The 12911-nt window shown below is 45.5% G+C and carries 10 protein-coding genes; 3 read left to right on the top strand and 7 right to left on the bottom strand.

Features of this window, described 5'->3' with window-relative positions:
* Nucleotides 1-4: 4 nt before the first annotated feature.
* A complete protein-coding gene (locus tag ACO0KY_RS06305; protein ID WP_423044902.1) occupies nucleotides 5-1450 on the bottom strand; it encodes a pyridoxal phosphate-dependent decarboxylase family protein in 1446 nt (481 codons plus the stop codon).
* A 383-nt stretch (nucleotides 1451-1833) separates the two neighbouring features.
* Nucleotides 1834-2559 (bottom strand): hypothetical protein, encoded by a 726-nt coding sequence (locus ACO0KY_RS06300; protein WP_423044901.1) that lies wholly within the window; start codon nucleotides 2557-2559, stop codon nucleotides 1834-1836.
* A gap of 138 nt (nucleotides 2560-2697) precedes the next feature.
* On the opposite strand from ACO0KY_RS06300, the gene ACO0KY_RS06295 reads away from it, so the two are divergent.
* Nucleotides 2698-3258: a DUF4124 domain-containing protein gene (locus tag ACO0KY_RS06295; protein ID WP_423044900.1), complete on the top strand. Its 561-nt coding sequence runs from the start codon at nucleotides 2698-2700 to the stop codon at nucleotides 3256-3258.
* Between the two features lie 364 nt (nucleotides 3259-3622).
* Nucleotides 3623-5677, top strand: coding sequence for a PAS domain-containing sensor histidine kinase (locus tag ACO0KY_RS06290; protein ID WP_423044899.1), 2055 nt, complete (start codon nucleotides 3623-3625; stop codon nucleotides 5675-5677).
* Between the two features lie 42 nt (nucleotides 5678-5719).
* On the opposite strand, the gene ACO0KY_RS06285 is transcribed toward ACO0KY_RS06290, so the two are convergent.
* From ACO0KY_RS06285 to ispD, 5 genes are all read right to left on the bottom strand, one after another.
* The gene (locus ACO0KY_RS06285; protein WP_423044898.1) at nucleotides 5720-6706 is read right to left on the bottom strand and encodes a cation diffusion facilitator family transporter; all 987 of its coding nucleotides are present in this window, start codon (nucleotides 6704-6706) and stop codon (nucleotides 5720-5722) included.
* 334 nt (nucleotides 6707-7040) lie between these two features.
* Nucleotides 7041-7571, bottom strand: a complete 531-nt coding sequence (locus tag ACO0KY_RS06280) for a GNAT family N-acetyltransferase (RefSeq protein WP_423044897.1) — start codon at nucleotides 7569-7571, stop codon at nucleotides 7041-7043.
* Nucleotides 7572-7703: 132 nt separating this feature from the next.
* On the bottom strand, nucleotides 7704-7976 hold the full coding sequence (locus ACO0KY_RS06275; RefSeq protein ID WP_423044896.1) for a DUF4404 family protein: 273 nt from the start codon (nucleotides 7974-7976) through the stop codon (nucleotides 7704-7706).
* 83 nt (nucleotides 7977-8059) lie between these two features.
* A complete protein-coding gene (gene ispF / locus ACO0KY_RS06270) occupies nucleotides 8060-8563 on the bottom strand; it encodes a 2-C-methyl-D-erythritol 2,4-cyclodiphosphate synthase (protein WP_423044895.1) in 504 nt (167 codons plus the stop codon).
* Between the two features lie 43 nt (nucleotides 8564-8606).
* Nucleotides 8607-9326 carry a 2-C-methyl-D-erythritol 4-phosphate cytidylyltransferase gene (gene ispD / locus ACO0KY_RS06265; protein ID WP_423044894.1) on the bottom strand — a complete coding sequence of 240 codons (720 nt, stop codon included), beginning with the start codon at nucleotides 9324-9326 and terminating at the stop codon, nucleotides 8607-8609.
* A 140-nt stretch (nucleotides 9327-9466) separates the two neighbouring features.
* On the opposite strand from ispD, the gene mfd reads away from it, so the two are divergent.
* Entirely contained in the window at nucleotides 9467-12898 is a 3432-nt protein-coding gene (gene mfd / locus ACO0KY_RS06260; protein ID WP_423044893.1) for a transcription-repair coupling factor, read from the top strand.
* Nucleotides 12899-12911 lie beyond the last annotated feature (13 nt).

The following is a 12911-nucleotide window of genomic DNA, read 5'->3' as shown; positions in this document are numbered from 1 at the left end:
AAAATCACGCATAGCACTCTTGTGTTTCTGAACCCACCAAGCTCTTAGCCACATCACGAATCGTGTCAAGCATATACTCGATCGAAGCCTCTGATTTGCGGTGATTAATAATGCACGCGCGCAAGACAAATTCATCGTTCAGCCTGGTACCAGTGATAAAAATCCTTCCGTCCGACTCGAGCGCGATGATAAGTTTTTGATTAATTTCCGTTATCTCAGCCGATGTCAGCCGTGAACCGATGTAGCGGAAGCATACAATGCCTAAATCGCTCTTAGATTTCAGTTCAAAGTCATCGGACGTGTTAATCAGGTTTTCAAGATAGCGGGCGAGGTTAATGTCTTTTTGCATCATTGCCTGTATCTTTGAGAAGCCGTAGGCTTTGAGTGACATCCAGACTTTAAAAGCTTTCGCGTTTCTGGAAAGTTGAAAATAATGCTCGTTAAATTCAACTCTTTGTTCTTCTTTTTCAAAGGAAGTGTCTAGATAATCTGCCTGTTTAAAATACGCCTCCCGTAACAAACCCCAGTTTCTCACCAACGTACAACCAACCTCGAACGGCTGATACAGCCATTTGTGATAATCCACGCCAATAGAGTCTGCGAGTTGCATTCCGTTATATTTATGTTTCAAACCCGGAAGGGAAGCAACCAACCCGCCATACGCACCATCGACGTGAAACCAAAGTCCATATTTTTTTGCAATGGCGGAAAGTCCAACCAGATCATCAACCGCCCCCGTATTCACTGTTCCCGCATTTCCGATGACGCAAAAGGGGGTATATCCTGCAGCAATATCCGCAAGAATCTTCGACTCTAATGCGGAGAGATCAATAGTGAAATCATCTTTGACGGGAATGCGCTGCAAATGATCGGTACCCAAGCCTAACAAGGCGACACTTTTGTCGGTACAATTGTGGGTTTCGGTTGAGCAATAGACGGTGAAGGGCTTGATACCAAAGAGTCCGTGTTTATTGATATTTTTCTGTCTGAAAAAAATATTCCGCGCCACTGTAAGACCTGTGAGCGTAGCCGCTGAGCCACCGCTAACCATGACTCCACCGGCCTCAGGGACGAAACCTACCATTTCTGCTGTCCATGCAACGACCCGCTTTTCAATCTCAGTCATGACAGGAGACATGTGCCATTTAGCGACATTTTGATTGATGGTCGACGCTAAAAAATCTGCAATCGTCGATATTTGATTGCCTCCGGAAATCACGTAGCCATACATATTTGGACCGAAATTTCCGTTCGCATTCTCCAGAACCTTTTCTTTGACCTTCTCAAGAAGTTTTATCGGATCCATTCCCAGTTTGGGTAATGGTTCATCAAACCACGCTTCTACTTCTTTTTGTTTAGCACAGCGAAAACCAGGCTGCTCTTTAATTTGTTTATACTGATTCAAAATAATTTCGTTTGTTTTCTGAAGGATGGATTCTAATTCTTTCATACTGTAATCCAGACTAATTTGCATAATAATGTCTCCTCAAATAAGCACTACCATCGTGTGGAAGGCCGACGTTGAAGGCCGGCATCGGGGTGTCGTATGCAGGCGTGGGCGTCGGTAATCTAGTTCGTTTAACTCTGCGGAAAAGTAAAAGCGAGAATAGTCTTCGTCACCATCTTTTGCAACGTTAAGTGACTTACCGTAACGCAATGTATTGGCGGTGGCAAGAATTTCTCGCCAGACCAAAAAAAACGCTGTTGTAAAAAAACATGCGAAATACGAAGGTGTGGTTAATAAATACCAGCGAAATGTTTAGTTGCACATCAAAGCGAGGAGGGGAGTTCGAATATCTTTTTTGTCCTGCTTTAGATCGGCGCCTGTTTGCCTTACGGTTGCCAATCAACATATGAATGATGCACCTTGTCATGGGCTTTTTGTAATTCAACGCTGAGTGCAGCAGCTTTTATTGCATTACTGATAGCTTGATTGACAAAATCACCTCGTTTACTGCAGGGCATAAAGAACATATCGGGATAATCATTAAAATAGGCTCGTTGTATATTATTAAGATGAAGCTTTTTAATTTCGTAATCCGCTTCCTCTTGCGCCCATAAAACCGCGTCTATACGACCCGCATTGAGCTTTTTCATTGACAACTCAAGATCGACCACAGTTTGGACCGGAAAGTCCCAATCGACCCGCGGCGCTTCAATGTTCAACGTATTGACTGAACGCGCGGACATATCCAATTTACTAACGGGTCTCTTTTTATTGCTGTAGAGGACAAAAGTCACCTTTCCCAACGATTCATGGGAAAATTGCGTGGGCAGCGTCGCTTCTTGTGCATCATTTAATTTCATTGTCGGCATACCAAAATCCGCGCGCCGGTTATTGATATCCGAATAAATTCTTTTTACTGGCTCAATGGTGATGCTGATCTTGCCCTCAGGGTAATACTTATTAATTACCTTGATCAAATCAACAAACGGCCCTTGATCATCCCGTTCTAGCAATGAGGGCAAGAAGACGGCAACACCCCGAAGATTCGGATCAGTGTTCAGAGGCACATTATCCGCCGGAGCGTTGACATCACAAGCGCGTGATGGGCTCAATATAAGTAGTAAAACTGGATTTATTATATGAGGGCTCACGCGGAAGAATTGCATCTTGCCAGAACCGCCCCTGAATACTTGACTTACATGCAATCAATGCCTTAACGTCTCATTCCCAAGGTTTACTAATTGATATTTATGCGTTGGCTTTTTTTGTTGTATTTATTATTTTCAATATCTGCCCGCGCTGAAATTCATTTATGCGTTGATGTTGATGGTAAGAAGACTTATAGCGATCTTCCTTGTAATCCTGGTTCGCAGAACATTGACCGTCAGCGTGTGCAGTCTCCGCTTCAAAATTTCTCATCAAGTTCGTCGTCTATACCTCAACAGCTCGTCGTTAATCCTCCAAGTCATCCTATGGATTTAAAACCTGTTCCACAACCGAAAAAGCTTTTTTCTTTGGTTACTTACAAGCATGGAGATTTTGTAAATATATGGGGTGTTAAAGTTGGTGGTGGTGTTATTTATTCTTTTTTAGCTGGTAGCGTTTGTATTGGTTTATTCTTGTTTTTATCGTTTATATATTTGTATTTTAAAAATCGTCATTCACGTAGATATCAGATTTCTTCTGTTTCTGAGTTACAAATGGCTATGCAACGTAAGAATTTATCAAAAGCAATTCTTATGAGGCCACAAGTTAAACTTAAGCGTTTTGGGATTTTTAAGTTTAAGAAGCGTATAAGCGGTGACTCGTAGAGCCGTAAGATATCGCACACTGTTTAATCAGTGTAAAAACCCCCACGGAATGTCTGCAACATGCGCGCTATTTTTGACGCTTATTTTTCCTTCAATTTAACATAATATAAATTATGCGAAGGACTGGTACTTTGTGGAGTGTTGCGACCCGAGCGCTCAGCACCTGGCAGTAATTTTCCGAACATTTGAGTTTTGCAGACATGTTCGGAAATTACTTCCCATATGAAAATCAGCCAAATTTAAGAAATTATATTTGTCGCGCATAAAAATGTTTCTCATATAAAATGTCAGTGAATATTTATTTTCATTGATGTTTTATTATCAATGTACGCAAACGTGCCCACCTACCTTTGGATAAACGCGTATGGAAAAAAGCATTTCCTTGCAAGGTAGTCAGACTGCCGTTGAATTACCCGTCTCCGGTTCTGTTTGCCTGTCTTCTTTATCGTGCTTTGTGCTGATACTGCAAACGGCAGAAAAAGTGTTTGGCAATTGCCGCGTGCTGATTGTTTTTCGTCCCGACCTCGCTATTGATGTGAGTGAATGTCTAGGCTTGCGGGCGCAACATCAGACAAGAGAGATTATTGAACTTTGTCACTCTCTATGGCGCACTCGTCCGTCTGTGATTCCTGCAAAATTAACGCAAAAAGAAAAAGGAACGGGGTCATTTTCTGGCGTTCCAATTAAATGGGTAGATGGTGAAATTCTTGGCGCCCTTATTATCCATTGCCCTGGGCAATTGACTCAAAATGAAACAGATAATCAACAGTTACTTGCTTTTGCAAGTTGGACTGAAGCGGAAATTCTGAAACACGTTAGCCAAACTAGAGGCTGTATTTCTCTTACTGCCAGTTTGCTCCAGACACTGCGACTGTCTTCGCCAATCGTTACTCAATACCAGCAACCAAAATCGATCGTACCTGAAATTCAAAATCAGGCGCACGATAGTCGTTATGCGATAGAAAATAATAGTTTACTTAAAACCGTCATTGACTGTACCGCTTCTTACGTTCATGTCCGCGACTTAAACGGCCGTTATCTGTATGTCAATAAAGAGTATGAAACTGTTTTTAAGTGTAGAAACGATGAGATTTTCGGCACGCATTATCGCGAGGTTTTGCCGCCAGAATTAGCGGATGATGTCTATCAAGTTGAAAGCGAGATGATTGCCTCAGGTGCCCCGCGACGCACTGAAAACATTGTTCAAAGAGACGATGGTCCACACATTTATCTGGTGATTCGCTCTCCCCTGTTTGATGCTAATGGAGAAATTATAGGCACTTGTGGTGTCGGCATGGATATAACTCAAAAAATTCGTCTGGAACAGGAAATGGCAAAAGCCCTGGCCTCGCTGAAAATTAGCGAAGAACGTTGGGAGTTTGCCTTAGAAGGAAGTGGTGACGGGGTCTGGGATTGGGACATTCCAGCAGAGAAATGTATCTATTCAACGCAATGGAAAAAGATGCTAGGCCACGATGATAGCGAGATTAGCGATAGCATCAAGGAATGGTCTGACCGTATTCATCCAGAAGATGAAGCAGAGTTAATGGCTGCAGTGGAAGCAAATTTTCAAGGAATGACGAACACTTTTTCGCACGAATACCGGTTCAGATGCAAGGATGGTAGCTATATCTGGATCCATGATCGCGCGATGGTCGTTAAACGTGATGACAACGGTAGGCCTGTGCGTATGGTTGGCACGCACACGGATATTTCAGACCGCAAAAACATCGAACAACTCAAAGCGGAATTTGTGTCTACGGTTAGCCACGAATTACGAACGCCAGTCACTTCGATCCGTGGGGCACTCGGTTTACTTGAAAGTGAGTTGCTTGGCAAACTACCAGATCAAGCCTTGAATTTAATTAAAGTGGCGCATAGAAATAGCCAACGCTTGATTGTCTTGCTCAATGATATTCTGGACATGGAAAAGCTTATGTCCGGCAAGATGTTGATGGATATTCAGACCGTAAACGTAAGTAATATTATTGAACAAGCGGTCGATGAGAATAAAGATTTTGCATCGACCTTTAACGTTAGTTTTGAATACGCAGGGTCGTCGGCCGTAGCTTTAGTTAAAGGCGATCCTGAACGTATCAAACAAGTGTTGGCAAATCTTTTATCGAATGCGGCAAAATTTTCTCATAACGATGATGTCGTGAAAATTCGCCTGATTAAGGAAGAAAGCTGCTTTAAAGTGGCGGTGATTGATATGGGTGAAGGGATACCAGAACATTTTCACAGCCGTATCTTCGAAGCTTTTGCTCAGGCGAATAATTCCAATACCCGCCAACAAGGTGGTACGGGTCTGGGATTGAATATCAGTAAAAAATTAATACAGCAAATGCAAGGGAATATTGGATTTGAGTCAGCCTTTGGAAAAGGCAGTACCTTCTGGTTCACCTTGCCGGTAGCGTAAATCTGTATTGTGGATTGTACCCGCACTACAGATTGTCATACGTTAAACAACGTCAGTTGGCGCTAAGTCGCATGGGATGCCCGAATCATTTAGTTCTATTTGTAGAGTCGCATGGCCGATTTTGAAACGCTTTAATAATTCATCGGTGACCATTTTTCTGAATGCATCGCCAGGATACGTGCCAGAAACAACTAGGTGCGCAGTCAACGCGACTTCGGTCGTGCTCATGCCCCAGATATGCAAGTCATGTACTTCTGTCACATCAGGCAGTTTAGTCAAAAACGCATGAACTTCGACCGAATTAATACTGGCAGGAACCGCATGCAATGCCAAATTGATGGAATCTCTTAATAAACCCCATGTACCTACAACGACAAATATAGAAATCACCAGACTCACCGCAGGATCTAACCAATCCCAGCCGCTATAAATCATCACAAAACCAGCAATCACCACGCCCAGAGAAATCGCAGCATCACCCGCCATATGCAAAAATGCAGCACGTAAGTTCAGATCATCATGTCTGCCAGAGACAAACAGCAATGCGGTACTCAAATTAACGACGACACCAATAGCGGCAACGATAATGACGGTCATGCCAGTTACATGTTCAGGATGTTGTAGACGTAAAATCGCTTCCCAGGCGATACCACCAGTCACTACTAGCAAGACTACGGCATTTGCAAGCGCCGCCAAGATTGAAGTACTGCGCAGGCCATAAGTAAAACGTCCTGAAGGCTGCTTTTTGACCAAAATACTGGCGCCCCAAGCAAGCAAGAGACCTAGCACATCACTCAGGTTATGGCCGGCATCTGCCAGCAAAGCGGCTGAATTACTGAGAATACCGAAGAAGAATTCAGCCAATACAAAGCCAGAATTGAGGATAACGCCGAAGAAAAAGATCTTGCCGAAGTCTTTGGGTGCGTGCGAGTGACCATGGTTTCCATGCTCATGACCGTGACCTTCGCTATGATCGTGTTCGTGGTCATGCGAATGATCATGCGTTTTGTGATCGTGATGGTCGCCCAAGATATTTCCTTTTGAAAAGTGATATTTTGCCAAAACGACTATCAATCAAAAAACAGCACAAACATTGCGGTTTTTCTTGTACTGAATAGCTCGCCGACAAGCAAGACGCCATCGTAAAATCAGACGTGACCGTATTTTAAGCTACTGGCGCTTAAAAACGCCTGCTATGTCGTCTTTTTGGCATTCAATTATTCATGCGATTTACCTCTAGCCACATGACATTGATCATGCCAAAAGCCGCTGCTACTCCAATACTTTAATAAGCATGTAAACATTCATATGGACATCATCGGCACACATGCGTTTTGAACACGACTTACACCTGGGGCGATTTTTAAGAGGTCGCTGAAAACATAGCATAGTCGCGTGGCTGACCACGCACAATGCGGTAGTTTTTCAGCTTCCCTTCAAATACAAATCCGATTTTTTTCAATACGTTGGCCGATGCAAGATTGGTATCGAGCACTGTCGCCTGTACACGTACGAACTTTCCTTCGGTTAATGCCCAATGTACTAGAGCTTTTGCGCATAAGCTGGCAATCCCTTTACCCCAATAGTTGGGGTGCAAGTCATAAGCCAGTTCCGCGGTACGATTGACCGATGAAATAAGAGGAAAGCCGATTGTCCCGACAAAATTATTCGTTGCCGTTTCAACGATAGCAAGACGTAGCGGTGAATAGGCATCATCTGTGTTCGATGATGTAATGATCGCCTTCAGGTCATCTACAGAACTCAGATTCCAACTCGTATGTTCAATGACGTGTGGCATCGACAAATAGCAATACCACGCTTGAACATCCGTCAATTCTATCGGCCTGAGTAGGAATCCCGAATTGCCAAGAGATGGCATTGTAAGTAAGCGCATCATTAATCGTTCAGATTTGATTTTTTGAGTTAGACAAAACCGTCACGAAATCATGAAGCGATCACCTTGCATCCGTGTCGGGCACCTTCAATGATCTCGTTTTACTTTTTAAATTGATTTAAGCGCCAAATATCAAACGCCAATCTTTGCCAACATAGACGCCAGTTCACGCAACACTGGTTCGAGCTTAGGGTGTTCCGCTGCGAATTTGGCTGACAGAGACACAGAGCGCTCACTCAATGCCGCGTAGACTGGATCATCGTGCTGCTGATCGCCATTCAATACCTGGTGAATGTCTTTGTTTAAATTTTGTAGCAAAGACTTCAATTCACCATCAACTTCTTCGGTACCTGCTAATTCAGTATGCAATTGTGTCAGCAATTGTTTGACGTGTTCTTGGTTCATTTATTTCTCCGTTTTTTGTAGATGTCAAAATTGACGTAAAGTGACGCACACCAACTTACGCTGTTTGATGTCGCTATCTTTGCTTATTGATTGTCTAGCTTATACACCAGCACCACTGCTTCGGCAGCAATACCCTCTTCCCTGCCCAGGTAACCAAGTTTTTCGTTGGTTTTTGCCTTGATGTTGACTTGCGATACATCGACTTGCAAATCGGCAGCCACATGTTGCACCATGCTTGGAATATGCGGCGCCATCTTTGGCGCTTGCGCAATGATGGTTGCATCCAAATTCCCGATTGCGTAGCCTGCATCATTGAGGCGCTTCACTGATTCACGTAATAACACACGTGAATCAGCTCCTGAAAATTTAGCGTCCGTATCTGGAAAGTGGCGTCCGATATCCCCCAAACCAGCCGATCCAAAAATCGCATCTGTGATCGCATGCAATAAGACATCAGCGTCCGAATGCCCTAGCAAGCCCGTTTTATGCGGAATGTCAACACCGCCAATAATCAATTTTCGGCCTGGCACCAAAGCGTGACAGTCGTAACCTTGCCCGATTCTGAAAGGAGGAACATTATTTTTCATCAAATTTTCTTTCTTTTATATACTTTTATTATGTAATTTTAAATTACTTCAAATACTGGCTGACCTGTTCCAAATCGGCTGGTAAGGTCACTTTTAAATTGCAGACGTGTCCTTCAATGAGCAATGGAATATTCCCGGCCGCTTCAACCGCACTGGCCTCATCGGTCACCTGATCAGCCGCGTCCAAGGCGTCGCACAAGAGTTGGAAGCGAAACATCTGCGGCGTCTGTGCCAGCCACATTCCATCACGGGATATCGTTTGCACTTTACCGTCAACGACGCGCTTAACCGTGTCAACAACTGGCAAGGCGAGCAATCCACCAACCGTGCTCGTTCCAACTTCGCTTAATAATTTGCTCAATAATCCGGCATTCAGGCCAGGTCTGGCGGCGTCGTGCACCATGACCCAATCATCGCCTTGGGCTTCCTTTGCGATGGCGGCCAGACCATTACGCACGGAATCGCGTCGGGTATCTCCCCCGCAACGCAATACGCTTAAGCGCGGCGACGGCTGTAAAAAATCATCCACATAAGCATCCTCAGGACTCACCACCACATAGGTATGTGAAACCCCATCAAAATTCAAGAAGGCGTTGACGGTATGCTGCAAAATCGACTGTCCTGCAATCGTTAAATATTGCTTGGGTGTATTCTTACCCATACGGCTACCGACACCGGCAGCGGGGATTAAAGCGACGTATTTTGGCGCACCCTTTTGCGCGTTCTTTTGGGGTTCCAATTGTTGTTTAATTTCTTCTTGCATACATCTTTCATGCATCTTTATTAGGCTGCCTGATGCCAAACTGCCCATTCGTTTATAATAAGGCTTCATTTTAACCGCGTATTTCATTCTGTACGCGGTTCCTTAAGCTGCTTTTACGGTATCTTCAATTTTCAGCCGCAATGTCATTCGATTTCAACAAATCTTTAGCAAAACCCGGCCATAGACTGGCACTTCCTTCTCTGCACGGCTCTGCCGATGCGTTTGCACTAGCGCAAGCGGCGACGGCACTGAAATCTGAAAAACGTATGTTAACGGTGTTTGTCGCCAATCCCGGCGATGCCCAAAGATTACGTGACGAAATTCCCTGGTTTAACCCAGAGTTACGCTGCCATTTGCTGCCGGATTGGGAAACATTGCCTTACGATGCTTTTTCTCCGCATCAGGATCTGGTCTCAGAACGTCTGGCGAGTTTGCATGAGATTCAAAACGGTAATTGTGATGTGCTGCTGGCGCCAGCAACCACTGCCTTGCTCCGCATGGCACCGCCGTCATTTCTGGCCGCCTATACCTTTTTCTTCAAAAAAGGCGATACACTGGATGAAGCCAAGCTCAAATCGCAACTGACTTTGGCGGGCTACAGCCATGTCAATCAAGTCATGTCACCAGGTGAATATTCGGTGCGTGGCGGTCTGATCGATTTGTTCCCGATGGGGTCGGCATTACCGTATCGTCTTGATTTATTCGGCGACACGATAGAAACCATACGTACGTTTGATGCCGATACGCAGCGCTCTTTGTATCCGGTGCCAGAGGTTCGTTTGTTGCCGGGGCGCGAATTTCCTATGGACGAGCCAGCGCGTGCAGCTTTTCGTAGCCGTTGGCGCGAGACCTTTGAAGGCGATCCGTCCCGTTCTTCTATTTACAAAGACATAGGTAATGGGATTGCTTCGGCTGGTATTGAGTATTACTTGCCACTGTTTTTTGAACAATCTGCGACTCTGTTTGATTACCTACCGCCAGCTGCGCATTTCGCGTTAGTCGGCAATATTGATGAAGCGATACAACGCTTCTGGACGGATACGCGCTCACGTTACCAGTTCTTAAAATCTGACAGAGAACGTCCGGTTTTAGCGCCTGAAACCGTATTTTTGCGCGATGAAGACTTTTTCGGCGCTTTAAAAACTCAGGCACGTTGGGTGATTGCGAATGCAGATAAAGCCGCTAGCGCGTCCGAAGTCTCCAGCTTTCTGCCGGATATCGCGGTTAACCGCAGAGCCGATGACCCACTGACCAATTTGCGCTCGTTTTTGTTGCAAACCGATAAGCGGGTGATGATCTGTGCTGAAACTTTAGGTCGTCGTGAAACGCTGCAACAATACTTCAATGAATATGCAATTTCGCTGAATTTATGCGATGGCTACACCGATTTTGTAACTGCGAATGCCAAATTGATGCTGGGTGTCGCACCGCTGCACGCTGGTTTTATTCTGGCTGATGGTATCGCGTTTGTGACGGAAGCGGAATTATATGCAGGCAGCGGCAAACGTATAGGTCGGAAGAAACAAGAAGCAGTCACACAAGTCGAACACATGGTACGCGACTTGTCGGAACTCAAAATTGGTGACCCTGTCGTGCATAGTAATCATGGTATCGGCCGCTATATGGGCTTGATCAGCATGGATTTGGGCGAAGGCGATACCGAATTTTTGCATCTGGAATATGCAAAAGAAACCAAGCTCTATGTGCCGGTGGCGCAATTGCATGTTATCTCACGCTATTCCGGCGCGTCTCCGGACGATGCACCTTTGCATAGCCTGGGTTCAGGTCAGTGGGAAAAAGCCAAGAAAAAAGCTGCTCAACAAATCCGCGACACCGCGGCTGAGTTGCTGAATTTGTATGCGCGACGCGCCTTGCGCCAAGGGCATGCCTTTGAATATTCCAGCAAAGACTATGAAGCCTTTGCGGAAAGTTTTGGCTTTGACGAAACTCCCGATCAGGCGGCTGCGATTACTGCCGTCATTGGCGATATGACATCTGGCAAGCCTATGGATCGTTTGATCTGCGGTGACGTTGGCTTTGGTAAGACTGAAGTCGCATTACGTGCCGCGTTTGTGGCGGTCATGGGCGGCAAACAAGTCGCCATCCTTGCTCCGACGACGCTGCTGGCGGAGCAACACGCGCAAACTTTTGCCGATCGCTTTGCCAATTGGCCAGTCAAAATCGCTGAATTATCCCGCTTCCGCTCCGGCAAAGAGATCAATCAGGCCATCAAAGGCATGGGCGATGGCACAGTGGATATCGTTATCGGCACGCATAAGCTTTTATCTGACGATGTGAAATTCTCCCGATTAGGTCTCGTTATTATCGACGAAGAACATCGTTTTGGAGTGCGTCAAAAAGAGGCACTCAAGTCACTTCGTGCGGAAGTTGATGTCCTGACCCTCACTGCAACGCCGATTCCACGTACTTTGGGCATGGCGCTGGAAGGCCTGCGCGATTTTTCCATTATCGCGACCGCCCCACAAAAACGTCTGGCGATCAAGACGTTTGTGCGCAGCGAAGATAATTCAGTGATTCGCGAGGCTTGTTTGCGCGAACTCAAGCGCGGTGGTCAAGTCTATTTCTTACACAACGAAGTAGAAACCATTGAAAACCGCAAAGCCATGCTGGAAGCCCTGCTCCCAGAGGCACGTGTGGTGGTGGCGCATGGTCAGATGCACGAACGTGATCTGGAAAAAGTCATGCGTGACTTCGTCGCCCAGCGCCATAATATTCTGTTGTGCACGACGATCATCGAAACCGGTATTGACGTCCCGACTGCCAATACGATTATCATGCATAGAGCGGATAAATTTGGCCTGGCACAGTTGCACCAATTGCGTGGTCGTGTGGGTCGCTCTCATCATCAGGCGTATGCTTATCTGTTGGTACATGACGTGCAAGGCTTGACGAAACAAGCGAATCGTCGTCTGGAAGCGATTCAACAGATGGAAGAGCTGGGTAGCGGCTTTTATCTGGCAATGCATGACCTTGAAATCCGCGGTGCTGGTGAGGTTCTGGGTGATAACCAGTCTGGCGAAATGCACGAAATCGGATTTCAGATGTATTCCGACATGCTCAGCGAGGCTGTACGTGCATTGAAAAACGGTAAAGAACCTGATCTGGCAGCACCTTTGTCGACAACGACGGAAATTAATTTGCATATCCCTGCCCTGTTGCCGAATGACTTTTGCGGCGACGTGCATGAACGTCTTTCTATCTACAAGCGTCTGGCGAATTGCAGCAAAGCCAGTGCCATTGATGATATGCAAGAAGAAATGATAGACCGTTTTGGCAAGTTACCTGAACAAGTACAGTCTTTGCTTGAGACACATCGCTTACGCGTGGCAGCTAAACCTTTGGGCATCATCAAAATTGATGTGCATAGCGAAGCAGCAAATCTGCAATTTGAACCGCAACCACCTATCGATGCCATGCGGATTATTGAGTTGATCCAAAAAAATAAGCACATCAAACTCAATGGTCAGGACAAATTGCGCATCACTGCAAACATGCCAGATCTTGCGAGCCGCGTGGCCCAAATTAAGAGTACTTTAAAAGCCTTACAATAATTCGCTTGCCTTT

It is taken from the genome of Undibacterium sp. Dicai25W (assembly GCF_049340505.1).
In the GTDB taxonomy this organism is placed as follows: Bacteria; Pseudomonadota; Gammaproteobacteria; order Burkholderiales; family Burkholderiaceae_D; genus Undibacterium; species Undibacterium jejuense.
The sequence above is the reverse complement of the archived record's forward strand: the minus strand, read 5'-3'. Positions and strand labels throughout refer to the sequence as shown.

Coding starts and splice junctions, on each gene's coding strand:
- ACO0KY_RS06305 (WP_423044902.1), bottom strand. CDS start 1,450: ATGAAAGAATTAGAATCCATCCTTCAGAAAACAAACGAAATTATTTTG.
- ACO0KY_RS06295 (WP_423044900.1), top strand. CDS start 2,698: ATGCGTTGGCTTTTTTTGTTGTATTTATTATTTTCAATATCTGCCCGC.
- ACO0KY_RS06290 (WP_423044899.1), top strand. CDS start 3,623: ATGGAAAAAAGCATTTCCTTGCAAGGTAGTCAGACTGCCGTTGAATTA.
- ACO0KY_RS06280 (WP_423044897.1), bottom strand. CDS start 7,571: ATGCGCTTACTTACAATGCCATCTCTTGGCAATTCGGGATTCCTACTC.
- ACO0KY_RS06275 (WP_423044896.1), bottom strand. CDS start 7,976: ATGAACCAAGAACACGTCAAACAATTGCTGACACAATTGCATACTGAA.
- ispF (WP_423044895.1), bottom strand. CDS start 8,563: ATGAAAAATAATGTTCCTCCTTTCAGAATCGGGCAAGGTTACGACTGT.
- ispD (WP_423044894.1), bottom strand. CDS start 9,326: ATGCAAGAAGAAATTAAACAACAATTGGAACCCCAAAAGAACGCGCAA.
- mfd (WP_423044893.1), top strand. CDS start 9,467: ATGTCATTCGATTTCAACAAATCTTTAGCAAAACCCGGCCATAGACTG.